The following is a 23,902-nucleotide window of genomic DNA, read 5'->3' as shown; positions in this document are numbered from 1 at the left end:
AAATCACAGTATGGTAAAAATTCTGGTAACGGGCTCAAACGGTTTGTTGGGGCAGAAAATTGTCAAAAGATGCGTAAAACAAGGAATTCCGTTCATTGCGACATCCAAAGGCCCGAACAGAAACCCCGATTGTCCGGAAGATCACTATGTTGATGTGGACTTGTGCCGGTTTGATGCCGTGAACCGCCTGGTTTTGAAGGAGCAGCCTACGGCTATTATCCATACCGCGGCATTGACCAATGTGGATTACTGTGAATTGAACCCGGAAGAATGTCACCTGGTGAATGTATTGGCAACAAAAGCGCTTTATGAAGCTGCTAAAATCGTTGGTGCACACTTTGAGTTGTTGTCGACGGATTTTGTTTTCGACGGTGAAAAAGGAAATTATTCGGAAACCGATGAGGTGAATCCGCTGAGTATTTACGCGCAGTCGAAAGTAGATGCAGAAAACCTGCTGCTGAAAGATCCGAACAATACGGACTGGTCCGTTGCACGAACCATTATCGTATACGGAACCGGGTTCGGGTTATCCCGTTCCAATATGATTCTGTGGGCATTGGAAGCACTGCCGAAGGGCGAAACCATGAAATTGGTAAACGACCAGTTTCGTGCGCCGACCTGGGCGGATGACCTCGCGTACGGCTGTGTGGAAATCGTGCTGCGCAAACAAACAGGAATTTTTCACCTTTCAGGACCGGTTACACGTCCAATCGACGCAATTGTGGAAGAAGTCGGAAAGGCATTGGGGCTTGAAAATCTGAATATCGAAACGATTTCCTCCCAAACACTGAACCAGGCGGCTAAACGTCCGCCGAAAACAGGCTTCGATCTTTCCAAAGCGGAAAAACTGCTGGATTATCATCCGAAAGATATCCGCGAAACGATCCCGCTCCTGGAAGACGATCTGGTCTACTACCGCTAAAACAAACACCATGTCACACGATCACTATTCAAAATCTACTAAACGAGGAATTCTACTATTCACCATCCTGTTGGTACTGATCTTCATCGCGCCGGATCTGATCCAGTATTTCAGACCAAAACCCGAAATCAGGCTGGAGCAGTGGAACGCCGATGAAAAAGCCGTGACGGAAAATCTGAGCCGGCAAACGGGATTTAGCTACCGGAACAACCGGAAGAAAAGACACCTTTCTGCACCTCCTTCCAAATTCGACCCGAATGCGTATACCCTGGAACAATGGATGGCGCTCGGACTCTCCGAAAAACAAAGTGCTGTGGTACTCAAATTTACCAGCAGAACCATCTACTCCAACGAAGAGTTGAAGCGCATTTTTGTCATTTCCGAAGAACTGTACAACCTGGTCAAGGATTCAACCGTTTACCCGGAGCGCCCGAAAAACCTGGATCGGCTCACGGAATACCGGATGGAACAGAAATTGGTTCATGTCGATATCAACCGGGCAGACCTGGACGATGTACTTAAAGCCGGAGAAATTGCCCTGTTTGATGCCAAACAACTGATCCGGCTGAGGGATCAGCTCGGAGGATTCTACTCTGCCGAACAGTACAGTGAAGTCTGGCAATCGACACCAGAGAAAATAGCTGTTTGGGAGAAATACCTCGAGATCGATCCCGCCGCACTAAAAACGTTTAACATCAATACCTGTTCCACGAAGGAATTATCATATCATCCATATATTTCTTGGAATTTGGCAAATTCTCTCGTAAAATTGCGCACGCAAAACGGACCGTTCAAAGAAATACGCGAGATCAAAAAATCCGCATTGATGACCGACGAGTTGTATGAGAAGCTGAAACATTATTTGAAAGTTGAAGAATGATAGAAGAGAAAATAAAAGGAGTTATCCGCGATGTAGTTGATTTCCCGAAGCCGGGAATTGTGTTTAAAGACATTACTCCGATTATGCTGGATCCCGCGTTATCAAAAGAAATCGTGAAGCATTTGGCTGATATGTACAGAGACCAGAACCTGGATAAAATTGCCGGAATCGAGAGCCGGGGATTCCTGTTCGGTTATCCGTTGGCAATGGAATTGGGAATTCCGTTTGTGTTGATCCGCAAAGCCGGAAAATTGCCCTACCACAAAATCAGTCATTCGTACGACCTGGAATACGGTTCCGCAACCATCGAAATGCATGTGGATGCTGTTCAAAAAGGTGAAAGAGTACTGATTCACGACGACTTACTGGCTACCGGAGGTTCTGCTTCAGCTGCTGCCGAACTGATTGAAAGTTGCGGTGGAGAAGTAGCAGGATTTAACTTTTTGGTCGGTTTAAATTTTTTAAATGGTAACGAAAAATTGAAAAGCTACTCTAATAATATTACTAACTTAGTGGCGTATTAGAAAATATTAATCGAAAAAATAATTAACGGACACCCCAAAAACTGTTAATCATGAACTTTGAACAGAACGAGAATCAAAAGATGATCGCGCAAATGGTGCGCGATTTTGCGGAAAGAGAAATCCGTCCGAATATGAATAAATGGGATGCTGAAGAGTATTTTCCCGTTGATGTCATGAAACAAATGGGAGAGCTTGGTTTGCTAGGAATCTACATCCCGGAGGAATACGGAGGAAGTGGATTTACTTACCACGAGTACGCAACTGCCCTCATGGAATTAGGGAGAGTGTGCGGAGGAGTTGGACTGAGTGTTGCGGCACATAATTCCCTTTGTACAGGTCATATTTACTACCACGGAAACGAAGAGCAAAAGAAAAAATACCTTCCGAAACTGGCTTCTGGCGAGTGGATCGGAGCATGGGGATTGACAGAGCCGAATACCGGATCTGACGCGATGCGTATGAAGTGTACTGCTGTGAAAGACGGTGACCATTGGGTGATCAACGGTGCGAAAAACTGGATCACACACGGTTTGTCCGGAGACGTAGCAGTTGTTTTGATCCGTACGGGAGAATTATTGGATTCCAACGGAATTACCGCTTTCATCATTGAAAAAGGAACTCCTGGGTTCTCAGCTGTAAAAATCAAAGACAAATTGGGAGTTCGTGCTTCTGAAACTGCAGAGTTGATTTTCGACAATGTACGCATTCACGAGTCACAGGTAATCGGTGAAGTAGGTCAAGGATTCAAGCAGGCAATGCACATCCTGGATGGAGGTCGTATTTCCATCGCGGCACTTTCTTGTGGAATTGCACGTGGAGCTTACGAAGCATCCGTAAAATACGCAAAGGAGCGTGAGCAGTTCGGGCAACCGATCGGGAAATTCCAGGCAATCGGGTTCAAACTGGCAGATATGGCTACGGAAGTAGAAGCTGCTGAGTTGCTGACATTCCAGGCTGCTGATTACAAAAACCGGGGACAGAAAATGACAACCCAGGGAGCTTTCGCAAAATACTACGCTTCTGAAGTGGCGGTAAAATGTGGAAACGAAGCGGTTCAGATCATGGGAGGTTACGGATTTACAAGAGAATATCCGGCGGAGAAATTCCTGCGCGATGCGAAATTGATGACCATCGGTGAAGGAACTTCTGAGATCCAGAAATTGGTTATTTCAAGAGAAATCCTGAAGTAGTTCAAATGTTCAAATTGAACCCTGCGCCGATGCTAAAGCTTTAGCGCAAGCATTTTAAACCATTGGAACTTGTTGAACTTCTTTGAATAAAAGATGTCCTAATTGAAGAATAAATTCAAGTTTTCAACAATTATTTTTTGAAAGAGTAATGATTTAAAAAAAAGAATTTATATCTTTGCACTCCAAAATTTGCAATAAATAGAATTTTAAAGATATGTTGATTATTCCAGTTAAAGAAGGCGAGAACATCGAGAGAGCGCTGAAGAAGTACAAGAAAAAATATGACAAAACAAATGTCATGAAAGAATTACGTCGTCGTAAAGAGTTTGTAAAACCATCAGTTATTGATCGTCAGGCAAACATCCGTGCGGCTTACGCTCAGAAAATGAAATCTCAGGAAGCTTAATCAGGAGTTTTCACAGAAATAATTGAAAGGAGTCTTAGGACTCCTTTTTTTTGTGCTTTAAAATTAGTTTCCGGATTTTCTGCTGATTCGCGCAGCTGGATGATGGGTATGGAATGATTTGTATGTACACTACGTGTTTGTTGTTTCCTGCAAATGGGCGCAGATGAATGGCGTAATAAAATTCTTGCGCCTTCATGTCTTTGTGGTTCTTTTCGCACAGGCAGTGATCGTGATGGTTATATCAAATTCTTTTGTATTATTGCAATCAAAACCAACTAAATAAAAGAATGTATGAACCTGATAAAAATGACCTTAATCAGCCTTTTTGCAAGCCTTGCCATTTCCGCATCCGCGCAACAAGCTAAGCTTTTGAGCAAACCATCTGAAACAAAAGAAGATTACAAAGCAAACGAACCGAATGTCATTGCTACGGTAGATTGGATCGAAAATACACCGATCAATGAAAATGAAGAATTACACAAATTACAGTACGGTTTATTGATTCAATGGATCAGTGGTTCTCCTACTGTGACTTTGTCATTGCAAGGCTATGTAGGGGAGTACTCGAAGAAGAACAGTGAATTGCTGATTGTTTTTATGGGTGGCTGGACAAGATATGCCCTGCAGAATGAATATACGACAGATGCCCTTCAGTGTAACCTGGCCGGTGTTCAGAGTATGATCAAGGTGTATAAGACCGGAAAATTGAAGAAAGACAAAAAAATGGATGAACTGGTGAAGCTGGAAGCTGACGGTAAACTGGAGGCCTGGCTGAAAGACCAGATCAAGGAATAATCCGGACGTTTTCATTTTTCTTTGTGAAATAGCTCAATAGTTCAATTCCGGATTGCTATCGGAATCAATCGTTTAATACTGAATGTACATGTTTGAGCTCTTTGAGCTTTTTGAGTTTCTCTGGATTCGTTAGATAGGAGAAAATAATTTGAATAAAGATGTAGTGTGAGCTGCATCTTTTTTTTGTGTCCGGACTTTCGAAACATTTTGAAATGATCCGCGTTGAATAATAAAACAACAACATCTTTTGTACATGCAGGCAGCTATTCAATTTCAGATATACCTGGAAACCGAGAAACGTTACTCGGGGCACACGCTGTTGGCATATGAAGAAGATTTGTCGCAGTTCCTGACATTTGCGGAGTTGAATAAAGATGAACAGCTCCGGGAGGTAAATTTTCAGTTGGTTCGGGGCTGGATTGTGGATTTAATGGAAAAAGGACTGAGTAATCGTTCTGTGTCCCGGAAGATTTCCTGTCTGCGCTCCTTTTTCAAATGGTTGTTAAACGAAGGGAAGATTGATCAGAACCCGATGCTGCGGATTCGCGGCCCGAAAGTGGAGAAGCGACTTCCGCAGTTTGTAAAGGAATCCGAAATAGCTGATGCGCGGATTGAGCAGTTGTTTGCGGCCAACTTCGAAGGGATCAGAGATCGTTTGATGTTTGAATTGTTTTACCAGACCGGGGTTCGTTTGAGTGAATTGATTGGGTTGCAGAATAAAGATGTAAGTAGTAATAGTATCAAAGTATTAGGGAAACGTAATAAAGAACGCATCATCCCGATCGGGAAAAGCCTGTTCGAAATCATCTGTGCATACCAGAAACTCAAGCCCGACGGACCGGATAGCCAATTTATGTTATTTGTAAATAAAGATGGTAGAAAATTATCTTCAAAGTTTGTTTATCGAAAAATTAATACCTATCTTGGAAGTGTAACGAATTCGCAAAAGAAAAGCCCACACGTCATGCGACATACGTTTGCAACTCATATGTTAAACAATGGTGCAGGACTGGAAACTTTGAAAGAACTTCTGGGCCACGCAAACTTATCGGCTACCCAGGTTTACACGCATAATTCGTTCGCGCAAATAAATTCGATTTATTCACATGCCCACCCTCGTGGGCGCAAAAAGTAAGAGTCATGGACGTTAAAGTGCATTCTATCCATTTTAAAGCAGATCAAAAGTTGGTCAATTTCATTAATGAGAAAGTGGAAAAACTTCAGATTTTTTTTGATCACATCATCGTGGGAGAGGTTTTTCTGAGACTGGATAAGAATTCCGATAAAGAAAATAAGATCGCTGAAGTGAAAATATTGATGCCCGGAAAGGAGTTGTTTGCTAAAAAGCAATGCAAATCTTTTGAAGAAGCGGCGGATTTGTGCGTCGATGCCCTGCGAACACAGGTAAAAAAATACAAAGGCAAGTTAGCTAATTAGTAATTGAAAATTAAGACTTTAGACAGGCGGCCCAAAAAGCCGCCTAATTTTTTTTCATTTTTTTTCGCTCAAACGCTTGCAGTTGTTTATTTCTTTACTACATTTGCAAACCCAAACGGGAAAACACTTTAAGAATCGTTCTTTAAAATCGTAATAAAAACCAAACTTTAATGCCGGTGTAGCTCAGTTGGCTAGAGCAGCTGATTTGTAATCAGCAGGTCGGGGGTTCGAATCCCTCCACCGGCTCACATTAAAGGATGGGAGTGTCGCATAGTGGCTATTGCAGCAGACTGTAAATCTGTCACCTCACGGTATCGCTGGTTCGAGTCCAGCCACTCCCACGACAACATTATAATTATAAGCGGGAGTAGCTCAGTTGGTAGAGCGTCAGCCTTCCAAGCTGAGGGTCGCGAGTTCGAATCTCGTCTCCCGCTCAAAATTACGATCTAAGAGAATAGGCCGGTGTAGCTCAGGGGTAGAGCGCTTCCTTGGTAAGGAAGAGGTCACGAGTTCAAATCTCGTCATTGGCTCTGCAGGGATTCACTCATTTGGTTTATGGGTGAAATTTTGTATTGTAAGAAAAAGGTTTATTAACTACGTAACAAATAAAAACAAATGGCTAAGGAAAATTTTAATCGTTCCAAACCGCACGTTAACATTGGTACTATCGGTCACGTTGACCACGGTAAAACTACGTTGACTGCTGCTATCTCAAGTGTACTTGCTGCTAAAGGTTTGGCTGCGGTACGAGATTTCTCTTCTATTGACAATGCTCCGGAAGAAAAAGAGCGTGGTATTACCATCAACACTTCGCACATCGAGTATGAAACTGCTAACCGTCACTACGCACACGTTGACTGTCCAGGTCACGCGGATTACGTAAAGAACATGGTTACAGGAGCTGCTCAGATGGACGGTGCTATCTTGGTTGTTGCTGCAACTGACGGACCAATGCCACAAACACGTGAGCACATCCTTTTGGGTCGCCAGGTAGGAGTTCCACGTTTGGTTGTTTTCATGAACAAAGTTGACATGGTTGACGACGCTGAGTTGTTGGAGCTTGTTGAGATGGAAGTTCGTGAGTTGTTGTCTTTCTACGATTACGATGGTGACAATGCACCAGTTATCAAAGGTTCTGCTTTGGGAGCTTTGAACGGTGAGCCTCAGTGGGTTGCTACAGTTGAAGAATTGATGGATGCTGTAGATTCTTACATCGAATTGCCTCCACGTGACGTTGATAAGCCATTCTTGATGCCAGTTGAAGACGTATTTACGATTACAGGTCGTGGTACTGTAGCAACAGGACGTATCGAAACAGGAGTTATCAACTCCGGAGATCCAGTTGAAATCTTGGGTATGGGTGAAGAGAAATTGACTTCTACTGTAACTGGGGTTGAGATGTTCCGTAAGATCTTGGATCGTGGAGAAGCTGGAGATAACGTAGGTCTTTTATTGCGTGGTATTGAGAAATCTCAAATCAAGCGTGGTATGGTTATCTGTAAGCCAGGTTCTACAAAACCTCATACAGATTTCAAAGCTGAGATTTACGTATTGAAGAAAGAAGAAGGTGGACGTCACACTCCATTCCATAACAAATACCGTCCTCAGTTCTACTTCCGTACAACTGACGTAACTGGAGAGATTTTCTTGACAGACGGACGTGAGATGGTTATGCCAGGTGATAACGTAACAATCAATGTGAAGTTGATCGTACCTGTAGCAATGGACAAAGGTCTTCGTTTCGCTATCCGTGAGGGTGGACGTACGGTAGGTGCTGGTCAGGTTACTGAAATCATCGCTTAATTCGCGAGAACATATTCAAAAAAGAGGGGAGTTCCAACTCCCCTTTTTAAACGGGCGTAGCTCAGCTGGTAGAGTAGTGGTCTCCAAAACCATTGGTCGTGGGTTCGAATCCTACCGCCCGTGCAAATAAAATAAATTGACCATGTCAAAGTTTAGAAATTATTTTAGCGAAACAATTACTGAGATGACTCAGAATGTTACGTGGCCGACGTGGAAAGAATTGCAGAGCAATGCACTCATCGTAGTGGTTGCTTCTGTGATTTTTGCATTGTTGGTATTCGCTATGGATACTATTTTCGGAATCACAGGAACCACTACTTCCGCTTGGAAAGGGGTTGTTGGATTTATCTATTCTTTCTTTTAATCAGAAAAATGGGAGATATTAAGAAGCGTTGGTACGTAGTACGTGCAGTGAGTGGAAAAGAAAAGAAAGTGAAGGAATACCTGGATCTTGAAATTTCCCGCTTAAAACTGGATGATTACGTGTCTCAGGTATTGATTCCGACTGAGAAAGTATTTCAAATCCGTAACGGAAAGAAAATTTCGAAGGAAAAAGCATACTTGCCAGGCTATGTATTGATTGAAGCAGCTTTGATCGGTGAGGTTCCTCACGTGATTAAGGGAATTCCGAATGTAATCGGTTTCCTGGGAGCTGAAAAAGGAGGTGATCCGCAACCAATGCGCCTGTCCGAAGTAAACCGTATTTTAGGTAAAGTAGACGAATTGTCCGAAACAGAAGAGGAAGTGAAAATCCCATTTGTGATCGGAGAATCCGTGAAAGTGATCGACGGACCATTCAACAACTTCTCCGGAGTGATCGATGAGATCAACGAAGAGAAGAAGAAATTGAAAGTAATGGTTAAAATCTTCGGTCGTAAGAACCTTCTTGAGCTGAGCTACATGCAAGTAGAGAAAGAAGGGTAAACATGTATTAACCGCAGCAGTGGGATTATTGATTAAAGCTTCCCTTTAACGCCCACGTTACGACTGCATAATTTAAATAAACAATGGCTAAAGAAGTAGCAGCATTGATCAAATTACAGATCAAAGGTGGTCAAGCCAATCCAGCTCCTCCAGTTGGTCCCGCGCTCGGTGCGAAAGGGGTTAACATTATGGAATTCTGCAAGCAGTATAATGCTCGTACGCAGGATAAGCCAGGAAAGGTATTACCATGTGTGATTACTGTTTACAGCGACAAATCATTTGATTTCGTCATCAAAACTCCTCCTGCAGCTGTGCAGATTATCGAAAGCGCTAAGTTGAAGAAAGGTTCATCTGAGCCTAACAAAAGCAAAGTGGGTACAATGACCTGGGATCAGGTTCGTACGATCGCTGAAGATAAAATGCCGGATATGAATTGTTTTACTGTTGATTCAGCAATGTCTATGATTGCTGGTACAGCACGTAGTATGGGTGTAACTGTTAAAGGAGGTGAAGCTCCTGCAACGAAATAATCGCGAACATCATGGGAAGAATTTCTAAAAAAAGAAAAGAAGTTTTAGCAAAGTATGACTTGACTAAAACTTACACCTTGGTAGAAGCGTGTGATTTGGTTAAAAACATTACAACTACTAAGTTCGATGCATCAGTAGACATTTCAGTGCGTTTGGGAGTTGATCCACGTAAAGCGAACCAAATGGTTCGTGGTACGGTTGCATTGCCTCACGGAACTGGTAAGGATGTACGCGTTTTGGTACTGTGTACTCCGGACAAGGAAGCTGAAGCAAAAGCAGCAGGTGCCGAGTTCGTTGGATTGGACGAATTCATTGATAAAATCAAAGGTGGTTGGACAGACATCGACGTAATTATTACAATGCCTTCAGTAATGGGTAAAGTAGGTGCTTTAGGACGTATCCTGGGACCTCGCGGTTTGATGCCGAACCCTAAAACAGGTACTGTAACAATGGAAGTTGGTAAAGCTGTTGAAGAAGTGAAAGCAGGTAAAATTGATTTCAAAGTTGACAAATTCGGTAACATTCATACTTCCGTTGGGAAGGCGAGCTTCGAGGGTGCTAAAATCCGCGATAACGCAAATGAATTGATCCAGCAATTAATCAAATTGAAACCATCTGCAGCAAAAGGTACTTACATTAAAAGTATCTACATCAGCTCTACAATGTCTCCAAGTATCCAGGTAGATGCTAAATCTGTTGTAGCTTAAAATCTTGAAGTATGAATAAAGATCAAAAAGCACAGTACATTGAAGATCTTGCTCAAGATTTATCGAAAGCAAACATCTTCTATCTTGCAGATACAGCTGCTCTTACGGTAGAGACAATCAACCAATTACGCCGTCGTTGTTTCCAACAAGGTATCGAACTACGTGTAGTTAAGAATACCTTATTGGCTAAGGCAATGGCTAAGGTTGAAGGTAGAAATTACGAAAACCTGGCATCCGTGCTGAGTGGACCGACATCTATCATGTTCTCCGAAGTAGGAAATGCTCCTGCAAAATTAATTAAAGATTTCCGCAAGAAAAATGATAAGCCACTTCTGAAAGGAGCTTATATTGAAGAAGCAATCTTTATTGGTGATAACCAATTGGATGCGCTTGAAGCAATTAAGTCTCGTGAAGAGTTGATCGGTGATATCATCGGATTGCTGCAAAGCCCGGCTAAAAATGTTATTTCCGGTCTTACAGGTGGTGGTCAGAAAATTGCTGGAATCCTTAAAACGCTCGAAGAAAGAGCATAATGCTTACGCTGATCGCGTGTCGCCAGTAGCTTTAGCAATGGCACAAGCTTCAGCATAGGTGCAAGTAAAAAACATTATTTAAGAACCTTTTTTTAAATTTATAAAAATGGCTGATTTAAAACAAATCGCAGAAACATTGGTTAACTTGACAGTAAAAGAAGTTAACGAGTTGGCAACAATTTTGAAAGACGAGTACGGTATCGAGCCTGCTGCTGCTGCACCTGTAATGGTTGCTGGTGGTGGTGCAGGAGCTGGTGAAGCTGCTGCTGAGAAAACTGAATTCGATGTAATCCTGAAATCAGGTGGTGCTAACAAACTTGCAGTAGTTAAGTTGGTTAAAGAATTGACAGGTAACGGATTGAAAGAATCTAAAGACTTAGTTGATGGAGCTCCAGCTACATTGAAAGAAGGTGTTTCTAAAGACGAAGCTGCTGCTTTGAAAACACAGCTTGAAGAAGCAGGTGCTGAAGTAGAGATCAAGTAATTAGTTACTAAAATTTATAGGAAAGGTGTCCCGGCGATTCTGTCGGGATGCCTATTCCTGTTTTCCGGCGTATAGCCAAATTTAAAGTCCTTTTCTCAATTAAATTATTTCGCCTTGGCAACAACAAGCAATACATCAACGAGAATTAATTTTGCTTCTAGCAAAAATCAGTTCGCATATCCGGATTTTCTGGATATTCAGCTTAAATCCTTCCAGGAGTTCTTCCAGTTGGAGACGACTCCTGAGAATCGTGAAAGTGAAGGATTGTTCAAGGTATTTGCGGAGAATTTCCCAATTACTGATACACGAAATCAATTCGTGTTGGAGTTCCTTGATTATTTCATCGACCCACCCCGCTACACTATTGATGAGTGTATCGAAAGAGGTTTGACTTACAGCGTTCCGCTAAAGGCTAAACTAAAATTATATTGTACAGACCCTGAGCACGAAGATTTCGAAACGATCGTGCAGGATGTATACCTGGGAACTATTCCTTACATGACGCCGAAAGGATCATTCGTGATCAATGGAGCTGAGCGTGTAATCGTTTCCCAGCTACACCGTTCACCAGGGGTATTCTTCGGCCAGAGCCGTCACGCTAACGGTACCAAATTGTACTCTGCGCGTGTGATCCCTTTCAAAGGATCCTGGATCGAATTCGCAACGGATATCAACAGCGTAATGTATGCTTACATCGACCGTAAGAAAAAGTTGCCTGTTACAACCTTGTTCCGTGCGATCGGATATGAAACAGATAAAGATATTCTAGAAATATTCGGATTAGCTGATGAAGTGAAAGCGAACAAAGCTAATTTGAAAAAATGCGTTGGTAGACGACTGGCTGCTCGTGTATTGAAGTCTTGGATTGAGGACTTTGGAGACGAAGATACAGGAGAGGTAGTTTCTATCGAGCGTAACGAGGTAATCCTTGACCGTGAAACGGTATTGGAAGACCACCACATTGATGAAATCATCGATGCGGGAGTAAAAACAGTGATCTTCCACAAAGAAGACGCAAACACAGCTGATTATACGATCATCTACAACACGCTTCAAAAAGATACTTCGAACTCGGAGAAAGAAGCGGTTGAGCACATCTACCGTCAGTTGCGTAACGCTGAACCACCAGATTATGAAACGGCAAAAAGCGTATTCGAGAAATTATTCTTCTCCGACGCTCGTTACGATTTGGGTGAAGTAGGTCGCTACAGAATGAACAAAAAGTTGAACATCGATAACTCGGAAGAGTCTCGTGTGTTGACGAAGCATGATATTTTGTCGATCATCAAGTACCTGATCGAATTGATCAACTCCAAAGCAGATGTGGATGATATCGACCACTTGTCGAATCGCCGCGTTCGTACGGTAGGTGAGCAATTATACGCTCAGTTCGGTGTTGGTTTGGCTCGTATGGCGCGTACAATCCGTGAGCGTATGAACGTTCGCGATAACGAAGTATTTACGCCAATCGACTTGATCAACGCGAAGACGTTGTCTTCCGTAATCAACTCGTTCTTCGGAACAAACCAGTTGTCTCAGTTTATGGACCAGACGAACCCGCTGTCGGAGGTAACTCACAAGCGTCGTTTGTCTGCACTCGGGCCAGGTGGACTTTCCCGTGAAAGAGCAGGTTTCGAGGTACGTGACGTTCACTATACGCACTACGGTCGTTTGTGTACGATTGAAACACCGGAAGGACCAAACATTGGTTTGATTTCTTCTTTGTGTGTATTCGCGAAAGTAAACAAACTCGGATTCATTGAAACTCCTTACCGTTCCGTTGTGGATGGTAAAGTAGACATCAATTCCGAGCCGGTTTATTTATCTGCTGAAGAAGAGGATGCAAAAATGATCGCTCAGGCGAACGCGAAAGTGGATGACAAAGGAAACTTCCTTTCTGAAATCGTGAAAGCACGTTACGAAGGAGACTTCCCGGTAGTTCCACCGACAGATTTGCATTTGATGGACGTAGGTGCAAACCAGATTGCATCCATCGCGGCATCTTCGATTCCGTTCCTGGAGCACGATGATGCGAACCGCGCCCTGATGGGATCTAACATGCAGCGTCAGGCTGTTCCGTTGTTGAAACCACAATCTCCGGTAGTTGGTACCGGTATTGAGCAGTTGGTAGCACGCGATTCCCGCGTATTGATCAACGCGGAAGGTTCAGGAACAGTAGAATACGTTGATGCAAACGAAATCGTAATCCGTTACGACTGGTCTGCAGACGACAAATTAGTAAGCTTTGATAGTGAAGTAACCCGTTACTCATTAACAAAATTCCAGAAAACAAACCAAAGTACAACCATCAACCTGAAGCCGATTGTTCGCAAAGGGGACCGCATTGAGAAAGGACAGGTTCTATGTGAAGGATACGCTACACAGGGAGGTGAGTTGGCATTGGGGCAAAACCTGAAAGTTGCATTCATGCCTTGGAAAGGGTACAACTTCGAGGATGCGATTGTAATTTCTGAGAAAGTTGTTCGTGACGATATCTTCACATCGATTCATATTGACGAATACTCGTTGGAGGTTCGTGACACCAAGCGAGGAATGGAAGAGTTGACTTCTGATATTCCGAACGTTTCTGAAGAAGCAACAAAAGACCTGGATGAGAACGGATTGATCCGTATCGGAGCAGAGATCAAAGAAGGAGATATCCTGATTGGTAAGATCACTCCGAAAGGTGAAACAGATCCTTCTCCGGAAGAGAAATTGTTACGTGCAATCTTCGGTGACAAAGCAGGAGACGTGAAAGATGCTTCTTTGAAAGCAGGTCCGTCACTTCGTGGTGTTGTTATTGACAAGAAATTGTTCTCCCGTGCGATCAAAGATCGTAAATCCAAAGCTCAGGACAAGCCGGTATTGGAAGTTCTGGATACGGAATACGACAAAGATTACGCTGAGTTGAAAGAAAAACTGGCTGACAAGTTGATGACTGTTTTGGGTGAAAACAAATCTGCCGGAGTATTCAACAACTTCAAGGAAGAAATCATTAAGAAAGGAACGAAGTTCACGCACAAGAACTTGTTGATGATCGATTACACCATCGTGAACCCGACAAACTGGACAGCTGATGCGCACGTGAACTCGTTGATCAGCCGCTTGCTGCACAACTTTACGATTAAGGCAAACGATTTATTGGGAATCTACAAACGTAAGAAATTCCATATTTCAGTTGGAGATGAACTTCCTGCAGGAATCGTGAAAATGGCGAAAGTATATGTTGCTCAGAAACGTAAGTTGAAAGTGGGTGATAAAATGGCGGGTCGTCACGGTAACAAAGGAATCGTTGCGAACATCGTTCGCGCTGAAGACATGCCGTTCCTGGAAGATGGAACACCGGTAGATATCGTATTGAATCCACTGGGGGTACCTTCCCGTATGAACCTGGGTCAGATTTATGAAACAGTTCTTGGGTGGGCCGGAGAAAAATTGGGTGTGAAATTCGCTACTCCGATTTTTGACGGTGCAAAACCTGAGGAAATTAATGAATGGACAGATAAAGCAGGAGTTCCACGCTCAGGGAAGACTTACCTGTATGATGGAGGAACCGGAGATCGTTTCCACCAGCCGGCAACAGTTGGTATTATCTACATGTTGAAATTATCTCACATGGTGGATGACAAAATGCACGCACGTTCTATCGGACCATACTCGTTGATTACACAACAGCCATTGGGTGGTAAAGCTCAATTCGGAGGTCAGCGTTTTGGTGAGATGGAGGTTTGGGCATTGGAAGCATTCGGTGCTGCAAATATCCTGCAGGAAATCCTGACAGTTAAATCCGATGACGTAATGGGTCGTGCGAAAGCATACGAAGCTATCGTTAAAGGTGATAACATTCCTGAACCGGGAATCCCAGAATCATTCAACGTATTGTTGCATGAATTGAGAGGTCTTGGATTGAATGTATCAATGGACTAAGCTCAGACGTTAGTCGAAAACAAATTGTCAAATTGAATTAAAGAAAGTTATATAACATGGCTTACAGAAAAGAAACACCGAAAAAACAAAGTAGCTTCAACAAGATTACGATCTCGTTGGCTTCTCCTGAGGTGATCCGTGATCAGTCAAGCGGAGAAGTGCTCAAGCCTGAGACCATTAACTATCGTACATACAAACCGGAAAGAGATGGATTGTTCTGTGAACGCATCTTCGGACCGGTAAAAGATTACGAATGTCATTGTGGTAAGTACAAGCGTATCCGATACAAAGGAATCGTTTGTGACCGTTGTGGTGTGGAAGTAACAGAGAAAAAAGTACGTCGTGAGCGTATGGGACACATCTCTTTGGTGGTTCCGGTAGCACACATCTGGTATTTCCGTTCATTGCCGAACAAAATCGGTTACTTGTTGGGATTGCCAACCAAGAAATTGGATCAGATCATCTATTATGAGCGTTACGTTGTAATTCAGGCAGGTATCGCAAATAACCTGGATGGTACATCCCTTTCTGAGAAAGACTTCTTAACAGAAGAAGAATACCTGGATATTTTGGACACGCTTCCAAGAGAAAACCAGTATTTGGAAGATACAGATCCGAACAAATTCATCGCGAAGATGGGAGCTGAGGCTCTTTATGACTTGTTGCGTAAATTGGATTTGGAAGATTTGTCATACAGATTGCGTCACCAGGCAAACACAGAAACTTCAGTACAACGTAAGCACGAAGCATTGAAGCGTTTGCAAGTGGTTGAAGCAATGCGTGAATCTCAAACACGTATCGAAAACCGCCCTGAGTGGATGATCGTGAAAGTGGTTCCGGTTATTCCACCGGAATTGCGTCCGTTAGTTCCACTAGACGGAGGACGTTTCGCAACATCGGATTTGAACGACCTTTACCGTCGTGTCATTATCCGTAACAACCGTTTGAAGCGTTTGATCGAAATCAAAGCTCCGGAAGTAATCTTGCGTAACGAGAAACGTATGTTGCAGGAAGCTGTTGACTCTTTGTTCGACAACTCCCGTAAAGCTTCTGCGGTTAAAACAGAATCAAACCGTCCGTTGAAATCCCTTTCCGATTCATTGAAAGGAAAACAAGGACGTTTCCGTCAAAACTTGTTGGGTAAACGTGTTGACTATTCTGCACGTTCCGTAATCGTCGTTGGTCCGGATTTGAAACTGCACGAGTGTGGTTTGCCGAAAGACATGGCTGCGGAGTTGTACAAACCGTTTATCATCCGCAAGATGATCGAGCGTGGAATTGTGAAAACGGTAAAATCAGCGAAGAAAATCGTTGACCGCAAAGAGCCGGTAGTTTGGGATATCCTGGAAAACGTATTGAAAGGACACCCGGTACTGCTTAACCGTGCTCCTACGCTTCACCGTTTGGGTATCCAGGCATTCCAGCCGAAACTGATCGAAGGAAAAGCGATTCGTTTGCACCCGTTGGTAACAACAGCATTCAACGCCGATTTCGACGGTGACCAGATGGCGGTTCACTTACCATTGGGTAACGCTGCAATTTTGGAAGCTCAGTTGTTGATGCTTGCTTCACATAACATTTTGAACCCTGCAAACGGTGCGCCGATTGCGGTACCTTCTCAGGACATGGTCTTGGGTCTTTACTACATCACGAAAAGACGTGTTAGTACGGAAGATCATAAGGTAAAAGGAGAAAATGGTATTTTCTACTCTCCGGAGGAGGTAATCATTGCGAACAACGAAGGAAAACTGGATTTGCATGCTCCGATCAAAGTGAAAACGTACGATTTGAACGAAGAAGGAGTTCCAACCTTACAAATGATCGATACGACTTGTGGACGTGTATTGTTCAACGAAGTTGTTCCGCGTGAAGTAGGATTCCTGAACGATGTATTGACGAAGAAAGCACTTCGTGATATCATCGGACACGTATTGAAAATTTGTGGAACAGCTAAAACGGCTAAGTTCCTGGATGATATCAAAGAATTGGGTTACGGTATGGCATTCCGCGGAGGATTGTCCTTCAACCTGGATCACATCATCATCCCGAAAGAAAAAGAAACACTGGTTGCTAAAGCAGAAGCTGAAGTGAAAGATGTCATGATGAACTACAACATGGGTCTTATTACAAACAACGAGCGTTACAACCAGATCATTGATATTTGGACGCATACCAACTCCCGTTTGACGAACACGTTGATGGAGCAATTGAAGAATGACGACCAGGGATTCAACTCCATCTACATGATGTTTGACTCCGGGGCACGTGGTTCCAAAGAGCAGATTCGTCAGCTGTCCGGTATGCGTGGATTGATGGCGAAACCGCAAAAATCAGGAGCTTCTACACAGGAAATTATCGAGAACCCGATCCTTTCCAACTTTAAAGAAGGTCTGTCGATTTTGGAGTACTTTATCTCTACTCACGGTGCACGTAAAGGTTTGGCCGATACGGCATTGAAAACGGCGGATGCGGGTTACCTGACTCGTCGTTTGGTGGACGTGGCACAAGACGTTGTGATCAACGCAGTGGATTGTGGTACATTGAGAGGATTGGTTGCAACGGCATTGAAGAAAAACGATGAGATCGTTGAACCATTGTACGACCGTATTTTGGGTAGAACTTCCGTTCACGATATCTACAATCCTGAGACAGAACAACTGATCGTTGCTGCTGGAGAATTGATTTCCGAAACAGTTGCGGAAGAAATCGAAAAAGCAGGTCTTGAAGAAGTAGAAATTCGTTCGGTATTGACATGTGAAATGCGCCGCGGAGTATGTTCCAAGTGTTACGGACGCAACCTGGCAACTCACCGCCCTGCACAGGATGGTGATGCTGTAGGAGTTGTTGCTGCACAATCAATCGGTGAGCCGGGTACACAGTTGACGCTTCGTACGTTCCACGTTGGGGGTACTGCATCAAACATTGCTGACGAATCCGATTTGAAAGCAAAAGCTACCGGTAAACTGGAGATCGACGAATTGCGTACCATTACGCGTAAAGGTTCGGATGGTGAAGCAAAAACAATCGTTGTAGGTCGTTCAGCTGAATTGAAGATCACAGATCCGAAAACAGGAGTAACCTTAATGACATCCAATATTCCTTACGGTGCTGAAATGTTGATTGAAAACAACATCTCAGTGAAAAAAGGAGATGTAATCTGTAAGTGGGACCCGTATAACGCGGTAATCATCTCAGAAGTTTCCGGTAAGGTTGTATTTGAAAATATTATTGACGGAATCACTTACCGTGAAGAAGTCGATGAGCAAACAGGATTTACCGAGAAAGTAATCATCGAATCCCGCGATAAGAAGAAAAACCCTGCGATCCACATCATCGATCCTAAGACGAAAGAAGTATTGCGTGAGTACAACATTCCGGTTGACTCTCACATCTCTGTAAGCGAAGGCGATAAAGTAGAAGAGGGTGTGATCCTTGTTAAGATTCCACGTGTTGCTGGTAAAACAGGGGATATCACCGGAGGTCTTCCACGTGTAACGGAGTTGTTCGAAGCACGTAACCCTTCTAACCCTGCGGTGGTTTCTGAAATCGACGGGATCGTTGAATTCGGTAAAATCAAGCGTGGTAACCGTGAAATTCAGGTTACTTCCAAAGTGGGTGATGTTCGCAAATACCTGGTTCCGCTTTCAAAACACATCCTGGTACAGGAGAATGATTTCACACGTGCAGGACAACCGTTATCAGATGGTGCAATTACACCGAATGATATCCTGAACATTCAGGGGCCGACGAAAGTACAAGAGTATATCGTAAATGAAATCCAGGAGGTTTACCGTCTGCAAGGGGTAAAAATCAACGATAAGCATTTCGAAGTAATCGTTCGTCAGATGATGTTGAAAGTAGAAATCGTTGACGCAGGAGATACACGCTTCCTGGAGGGACAATCTGTTCACAAGGCAGACTTCATGGAAGAAAATGACTCCATCTACGGAATGAAGGTCGTAGTAGACGCAGGAGATTCAACAGTATTAAAAGCAGGTCAGATTGTTTCCGCACGTAAATTGCGTGACGAGATTTCTCAATTGAAACGTGCAGATAAGAAACTGGTTGAATCCCGTGATGCGGTTCCTGCAACATCCACTCCGTTGCTGCAAGGTATTACCCGTGCATCATTGCAGACACAATCGTTTATCTCAGCTGCTTCCTTCCAGGAAACAACGAAAGTATTGAACGAAGCTGCAATCTCCGGAAAAGAAGACCACTTGTTAGGTTTGAAAGAAAACGTAATCGTTGGTCACTTGATCCCGGCTGGTACAGGTGTACGCCGCTTCCAGAAAGTACTTGTTGCAAACAAGGAAGAAATGGATGCAATCTCTTAAGATGTAATGATCAAAAAAATAGGAATCCCCTTTGGCTTTTAGCTGAAGGGGATTTTTTTTCCAACCATATTTGGATTTTGGTATCATTCAGAAAACACCTTAAATCAAATAATAATATGAAGAAAACAGTACTTTTTATAACGGCGCTGCTTACCGGAATTTGTGCACAGGCACAAACAATCACCTATCACCCATTGCATGGTGACTATTCGCAATATGTTTATCAGTTTCAATGGTGGGACGGCAGTGTTCATAATGAAACTTTTCTGAAGACGGTTTGGTCAGGGGACACGACAATTGGTGGAGAAACGTATACACGGATTTTCCACGGTGGCGTCTATGGTGGAGGTATTCGCGAAGATGTTGCCAATCAGCAGCGTTTTTTTATAAACAAAAATGATGTCGAAACGAACATAACGATCGGCTATGATTTACCAGTTGGTGCTCTTTTATCGGACAGCAGCGTTTATTTGAATGCTTTTCGAACATATCTGGATGTATATCCCCCCTTTTTTCAATACTATGATACACTGATCGTTGCCGCAAAAGACAGTGTATTGGAATCTGATGGAAATTACAGTGTCAATTACCGGTTGACAACCGGAGGAGGGAGCGGTGAATCGGTTCTTTTTAATACATACAGTGGTTTGCTGGAAATTAATGGCTTTGAGTATAATTATTTACAGATTTGCTACCGGGAGGATGGAGAACAAACCCCTCCGGGACAGCAAACTCCATGGACGGATATGTGTGATTTGGGAATCGAAGAAAACAAACTTTCGGAAATGGAGTTGTTTCCCAATCCGTCATCTGAGCTGATCAGGCTCTCCGGTGATGTTTCCGTGCTTAAACAAGCAGCAATTTATGACCTTCAGGGAACGTTGGTAAAAGAAGTTTCGACCTCGGAACTGAACACCAGTATTGTACTAAAAGAACTCAAGAGTGGGATGTATTTCCTGTCATTGAACCAGCACGCAAAAATGTTGAGATTCCAGAAAATATAATCATGGATTAAAAGTAAAACTCCCCGGTCACGGAGCGAAGTCGAAGTGCCGGGGAGTTTTTGTATCTTTCAACCAAGGATAACCAATAGCAATCCCTCCTGTATGATTCCACTTTTACGAAAAGTTGTCTGTACGCTTCTGATAGGTGCCGGAAGTTTCCAGAGCCTTTATGCACAGAACGACTCGATTGTTAGTACAATAAACACGAAAGAGCTGAATGTTTTTTACGTGATCGAACGCGTATACGGAGACCCGCGAAATCCGGATAAAAGACCGGTGGTCGGAGCAGCGAATTTCTTTCAGATAGAAGACGGAATGCTGAGTATTTCAGCCTCGTCGCCCCGGATGACATTCTTGTTTCTGGGAAAAATTGACAGTGTGGAAACAGATGTGGTAGACTACATCCCCGTAATGCGGGTTTATGCGACAAACAACTACGACAACGTGACCATTTACCCCTATATTTTCGAAATTTCCCAGCAAGACACCGATAAAGTGTTGATCTATGCCCGCCGTAAGCGGACGACCTCTCGCTATTATTTTGAAGCACACGTGGCGAGCCTCGAAGAAATTGCTGCAATCCGGAAAAGCGTTTCGAAAACCAGGTAGTATGAAGTAAAAACAGAACACCCCGGTCACTGAACGAATTCGAAGTGCCGGGGTGTTTTTATTGGGCCGGGGTTTGGATTTTTACTTGTTTGCTTTTCCCTGGCAAATGGTGTAATACATCCCGATGTTAAAACGGTTGCCAAGTGTACTGGCGTTGAACCCGAAATCATTGGTTACTCTGCTTGGTGTCGAAGGATAAACTTCTTTTGTGAAGGTATAACCAAGAACTCCGATTGATCCAAAAATACCGATACGCGGAGTCACATAGTAAGCAAAACCGGCGCTGAAATTTGCTCCGATTGTCGTGAGATCACTTTGTGTATTACCTGTGTTATATTTGTTTTGTCCGGCAAGAAAACTGCCGTTGATTCCTAAAAACGGTCTGAATGCTCCGTCACCAAACAGGTAACGGCCATAAACAGATCCTCCGAATTGCAGACTCTTGATATTGTTTGTAATGGAATGATCATTACTGGAGCCTCCGGCAGTTAATCCCAGCCCGATTTGAATGTGATCCGTAACAAACGTCCCGACTTCGGGTGAAAGTGACCAGGAACTTCTTTTTAACGTGGTATTGGCTTGTGTGGTTGATCCCATCGAAAATCCGGCGCTTCCTCCGAGATACCAGGAACCTTTTTGAGGGGATGTTTGAGCATAAGTGGTCATACTTGTAGCTAAAGCAAAAATGAATAGTACTTTTTTCATCGATTAAATTTTGACGATAGTTAATAAAAATCATGCCAGATTTTTGGTCAAGAACATGCTTTGTCCTAAGCAGTACAATCCGCATTTGGGAAGGTTGCCTGACATGCGTGTTAATTGGAAAACAAAAAAGGAGCCTGCCATGGCAAACTCCTGTTCAACTATTTCGTCCGGGAAATCTCCTTTAAGGAGTGATAATCGGTTTCAAACCTCTCAATCCCATATCGGTCGGGTAATCTCCTGCTCCAGGCTCGTATTTTCCGTCCTGGTTTGCATCATACCACTCAAAGCTTTTATTGGTTGAAAGCGACATCGTGCAGGTAATATCCTGGGTTTCGTTTCCGGTAATGGTAAACGGCGTATCAAAACTTCCCGTAACCACACAAGATCCTGCCGGAACCGGCGATGTTGCAAATAACGGATTCGGAACGGTAGTCGTTGTAGCTTGTCCCTGCACCACGATCCCCAGGTTTTCGAATGCCCAGTAGCCCTGAAGTTTGTTCGCGTTGATGTTTACCGTTGTGTTCCACACTTTATAATTGGTGATGTAGGTGTTGAAACCTACGAATGCAGCCAGTCTTCCGTTATAATCTACCCCGTTGTACCGGTAATTGATGGAGTAGTTCTGGTAAGTGAGCGACATACGCACCCAGTTGTAGGTGTCGGGAGTGATGTTTTTCAATGGAATTTTCAGGAATACTTCGTTGTCTCCCTTGATGATTGCCTTGTCAAAATTCACGGCATTTGCACCGCCTGCAGTTGTTTCAGCACCGTGGAATAAAACGTCTCCGGCCCCAAGCTGCGTGTAAATGTTTTGAGCAAACTCAATGTAGTGTGCACTCATTCCGTAGAATACGGGAGATTGAGCAGAATGGTCGGATGGAATGGTTGCCGGATTCCCGAAATTATCCAGGCGCGGCTGCAAGGAATCGAAATGCAGTTTCACGATCAGGTACGGTCCGGTTTCTGTCTCAGCAGCCGGGTAAGTACAGCTTCCGTCATCAGAAGTTGCTTTTGAATTGTAATTGGTTGCCGCGGGGTCGGTACAACCTTTCTTCTTACATCCTACAGAAACAGTAGCAAGCAGGAGGAATAAAAGTGCCAGTTTTTTCATTTATCAATAGTTTTCGACGGCTAAAATAGAGAAAATAAAAGAGTTTCCGAATGGTATAATGAATTCGGAACAAGAAAGTTACTTTTTGTGACCAACTCTTATGAGAGCATCGTTTTTGAAGGGAGGCTGTATCGTTTTAGGACCTTACTTTTTATTAATCATGTACACAGCGGCAATTCCGAGCAATCCCCCGATAATGGTATGGATTTCCAGGTTTTCGCCCAGAATGGCAAAGGAAAACACCGCGGCACTGAATGGAACGATGAAAATAAAACTGCTGGCTTTTTCCGCCCCGATCTTCGAAGTGGCATAAAAATAAGTCGTTGTAGCCAAGGTGGTCGTGATGACACTGGAAAAAAGCACATTTCCCCAGAATTTCAGATCGGTAGTTTGGATCAATTCCCCGATTGCAGTGAAATCACAGAACGGGATGATACACATCAGCGTGACGAAATACATCCACCACGTAAAGGCAAAAGGAGAACCGTATTTCGCAGATTTCGATGTAAATTTGCTCATAACGGACCAAATCAGGGCGCTTAAGAGAAAGTATAAGTTCCCGGGTTTGGCAAAAATGTCTTCACTGCCCCATATTTTCAGCAGGCACAATCCTGCAATGACCCCAAACAGTAACCCGATGGATTCATTCCGCGTCGGGCGCTTCCAGTCGACCAGCATTCCAAGGCCGTAAGCCATGACTGGGTTGAGCGTAGTCACGAGAATTCCTCCCGCACCCGGACTTCCATTTTGCAATCCGCCTAAAAACGTATAATTGTAAGCCGCCATTAAACCTCCTGAAGCCAGCAGGAATGGAATCCCTTTTTTCGAAATCACCATCTTCGTTTTTAGAAGAATCAACAGGAGGATTAAACTCACCAGAACGAAACCGTACCGGAAAAATCCCAAAACCACCGGCGTACCGAAAGAAGTCAGTACTTTATTGGATGGCCAGCTGATCCCCCAGATAATCATGCTAAGAATCATGACCAGGGTTAGCGTAGATTGAGAAGATTGTTTTTCGTTCATGGTGCAAAATTAGCGATGTTATCTGGAATTAAAGAAAGCTTTTACTAT

The 23,902-nt window shown here is 43.5% G+C and carries 22 protein-coding genes and 5 tRNA genes; 24 read left to right on the top strand and 3 right to left on the bottom strand.

The annotated features are described in order from the left end of the window. The first annotated feature begins 10 nt into the window (after window positions 1–10). The 24 genes from ABDV94_RS17285 to ABDV94_RS17170 all read left to right on the top strand — a co-directional run bounded on the left by ABDV94_RS17285 (window position 11) and on the right by ABDV94_RS17170 (window position 21,012). Window positions 11–922, top strand: coding sequence for an SDR family oxidoreductase (locus ABDV94_RS17285; protein ID WP_343748463.1), 912 nt, complete (start codon window positions 11–13; stop codon window positions 920–922). A gap of 10 nt (window positions 923–932) precedes the next feature. Next, the gene (locus ABDV94_RS17280) at window positions 933–1,802 is read left to right on the top strand and encodes a helix-hairpin-helix domain-containing protein (RefSeq protein ID WP_343748462.1); all 870 of its coding nucleotides are present in this window, start codon (window positions 933–935) and stop codon (window positions 1,800–1,802) included. Then, window positions 1,799–2,326 carry an adenine phosphoribosyltransferase gene (locus ABDV94_RS17275; RefSeq protein WP_343748461.1) on the top strand — a complete coding sequence of 176 codons (528 nt, stop codon included), beginning with the start codon at window positions 1,799–1,801 and terminating at the stop codon, window positions 2,324–2,326. The genes ABDV94_RS17280 and ABDV94_RS17275 overlap by 4 nt, the downstream gene beginning before the upstream one ends. Before the next feature lie 50 nt (window positions 2,327–2,376). After that, the gene (locus tag ABDV94_RS17270; RefSeq protein ID WP_343748460.1) at window positions 2,377–3,516 is read left to right on the top strand and encodes an acyl-CoA dehydrogenase family protein; all 1,140 of its coding nucleotides are present in this window, start codon (window positions 2,377–2,379) and stop codon (window positions 3,514–3,516) included. 214 nt (window positions 3,517–3,730) lie between these two features. Further along, on the top strand, window positions 3,731–3,922 hold the full coding sequence (rpsU, locus tag ABDV94_RS17265) for a 30S ribosomal protein S21 (protein ID WP_343748459.1): 192 nt from the start codon (window positions 3,731–3,733) through the stop codon (window positions 3,920–3,922). Window positions 3,923–4,213: 291 nt separating this feature from the next. Continuing rightward, window positions 4,214–4,717, top strand: coding sequence for a hypothetical protein (locus ABDV94_RS17260; RefSeq protein WP_343748458.1), 504 nt, complete (start codon window positions 4,214–4,216; stop codon window positions 4,715–4,717). Window positions 4,718–4,970: 253 nt separating this feature from the next. Beyond that, window positions 4,971–5,852 (top strand): tyrosine-type recombinase/integrase, encoded by an 882-nt coding sequence (locus ABDV94_RS17255; RefSeq protein ID WP_343748457.1) that lies wholly within the window; start codon window positions 4,971–4,973, stop codon window positions 5,850–5,852. Between the two features lie 5 nt (window positions 5,853–5,857). Next, window positions 5,858–6,154: an HPF/RaiA family ribosome-associated protein gene (locus tag ABDV94_RS17250; protein ID WP_343748456.1), complete on the top strand. Its 297-nt coding sequence runs from the start codon at window positions 5,858–5,860 to the stop codon at window positions 6,152–6,154. A 172-nt stretch (window positions 6,155–6,326) separates the two neighbouring features. Continuing rightward, window positions 6,327–6,400 (top strand) — tRNA-Thr (locus ABDV94_RS17245). A 13-nt stretch (window positions 6,401–6,413) separates the two neighbouring features. Further along, window positions 6,414–6,495 (top strand) — tRNA-Tyr (locus ABDV94_RS17240). Window positions 6,496–6,515: 20 nt separating this feature from the next. Next, a tRNA-Gly gene (locus tag ABDV94_RS17235) sits at window positions 6,516–6,588 on the top strand. Between the two features lie 24 nt (window positions 6,589–6,612). Next, window positions 6,613–6,684, top strand: a tRNA-Thr gene (locus ABDV94_RS17230). 85 nt (window positions 6,685–6,769) lie between these two features. Next, window positions 6,770–7,957, top strand: a complete 1,188-nt coding sequence (gene tuf / locus ABDV94_RS17225; protein WP_309281493.1) for an elongation factor Tu — start codon at window positions 6,770–6,772, stop codon at window positions 7,955–7,957. Between the two features lie 50 nt (window positions 7,958–8,007). Then, window positions 8,008–8,080: transfer RNA gene (locus ABDV94_RS17220), tRNA-Trp, on the top strand. Between the two features lie 19 nt (window positions 8,081–8,099). Beyond that, the gene (gene secE / locus ABDV94_RS17215) at window positions 8,100–8,321 is read left to right on the top strand and encodes a preprotein translocase subunit SecE (RefSeq protein WP_343748455.1); all 222 of its coding nucleotides are present in this window, start codon (window positions 8,100–8,102) and stop codon (window positions 8,319–8,321) included. A gap of 8 nt (window positions 8,322–8,329) precedes the next feature. Further along, window positions 8,330–8,881 carry a transcription termination/antitermination protein NusG gene (gene nusG / locus ABDV94_RS17210; protein WP_124746866.1) on the top strand — a complete coding sequence of 184 codons (552 nt, stop codon included), beginning with the start codon at window positions 8,330–8,332 and terminating at the stop codon, window positions 8,879–8,881. 83 nt (window positions 8,882–8,964) lie between these two features. Then, the gene (gene rplK / locus ABDV94_RS17205) at window positions 8,965–9,411 is read left to right on the top strand and encodes a 50S ribosomal protein L11 (RefSeq protein ID WP_343748454.1); all 447 of its coding nucleotides are present in this window, start codon (window positions 8,965–8,967) and stop codon (window positions 9,409–9,411) included. Window positions 9,412–9,422: 11 nt separating this feature from the next. Further along, the gene (gene rplA / locus ABDV94_RS17200) at window positions 9,423–10,118 is read left to right on the top strand and encodes a 50S ribosomal protein L1 (RefSeq protein WP_309281489.1); all 696 of its coding nucleotides are present in this window, start codon (window positions 9,423–9,425) and stop codon (window positions 10,116–10,118) included. A gap of 11 nt (window positions 10,119–10,129) precedes the next feature. Beyond that, window positions 10,130–10,651: a 50S ribosomal protein L10 gene (gene rplJ, locus ABDV94_RS17195; protein ID WP_343748453.1), complete on the top strand. Its 522-nt coding sequence runs from the start codon at window positions 10,130–10,132 to the stop codon at window positions 10,649–10,651. Between the two features lie 106 nt (window positions 10,652–10,757). Then, a complete protein-coding gene (rplL, locus tag ABDV94_RS17190; protein WP_300662526.1) occupies window positions 10,758–11,135 on the top strand; it encodes a 50S ribosomal protein L7/L12 in 378 nt (125 codons plus the stop codon). A gap of 114 nt (window positions 11,136–11,249) precedes the next feature. Continuing rightward, window positions 11,250–15,062, top strand: a complete 3,813-nt coding sequence (gene rpoB, locus ABDV94_RS17185; protein WP_343748452.1) for a DNA-directed RNA polymerase subunit beta — start codon at window positions 11,250–11,252, stop codon at window positions 15,060–15,062. A gap of 56 nt (window positions 15,063–15,118) precedes the next feature. Next, window positions 15,119–19,399 (top strand): DNA-directed RNA polymerase subunit beta', encoded by a 4,281-nt coding sequence (gene rpoC / locus ABDV94_RS17180; RefSeq protein ID WP_343748451.1) that lies wholly within the window; start codon window positions 15,119–15,121, stop codon window positions 19,397–19,399. Window positions 19,400–19,515: 116 nt separating this feature from the next. Then, window positions 19,516–20,403, top strand: coding sequence for a T9SS type A sorting domain-containing protein (locus tag ABDV94_RS17175; protein WP_343748450.1), 888 nt, complete (start codon window positions 19,516–19,518; stop codon window positions 20,401–20,403). A gap of 102 nt (window positions 20,404–20,505) precedes the next feature. After that, window positions 20,506–21,012, top strand: coding sequence for a hypothetical protein (locus ABDV94_RS17170; protein ID WP_343748449.1), 507 nt, complete (start codon window positions 20,506–20,508; stop codon window positions 21,010–21,012). 81 nt (window positions 21,013–21,093) lie between these two features. Here the strand turns inward: ABDV94_RS17170 and ABDV94_RS17165 are convergent, their stop codons facing one another. The 3 genes from ABDV94_RS17165 to ABDV94_RS17155 all read right to left on the bottom strand — a co-directional run bounded on the left by ABDV94_RS17165 (window position 21,094) and on the right by ABDV94_RS17155 (window position 23,854). Beyond that, complete coding sequence (locus ABDV94_RS17165; protein ID WP_343748448.1) at window positions 21,094–21,717, bottom strand: outer membrane beta-barrel protein; 624 nt, start codon at window positions 21,715–21,717, stop codon at window positions 21,094–21,096. Window positions 21,718–21,898: 181 nt separating this feature from the next. After that, the gene (locus ABDV94_RS17160; protein WP_343748447.1) at window positions 21,899–22,828 is read right to left on the bottom strand and encodes a hypothetical protein; all 930 of its coding nucleotides are present in this window, start codon (window positions 22,826–22,828) and stop codon (window positions 21,899–21,901) included. Window positions 22,829–22,972: 144 nt separating this feature from the next. Beyond that, the gene (locus ABDV94_RS17155) at window positions 22,973–23,854 is read right to left on the bottom strand and encodes a DMT family transporter (RefSeq protein WP_343748446.1); all 882 of its coding nucleotides are present in this window, start codon (window positions 23,852–23,854) and stop codon (window positions 22,973–22,975) included. Between the last annotated feature and the right edge of the window lie 48 nt (window positions 23,855–23,902).

The sequence above is a fragment of the Fluviicola sp. genome (genome assembly GCF_039596355.1).
Taxonomy (GTDB): Bacteria; Bacteroidota; Bacteroidia; order Flavobacteriales_D; family Crocinitomicaceae; genus Fluviicola.
Note: the sequence above shows the minus strand (reverse complement) of the source record. Positions and strands in the feature narration are given on the sequence as shown.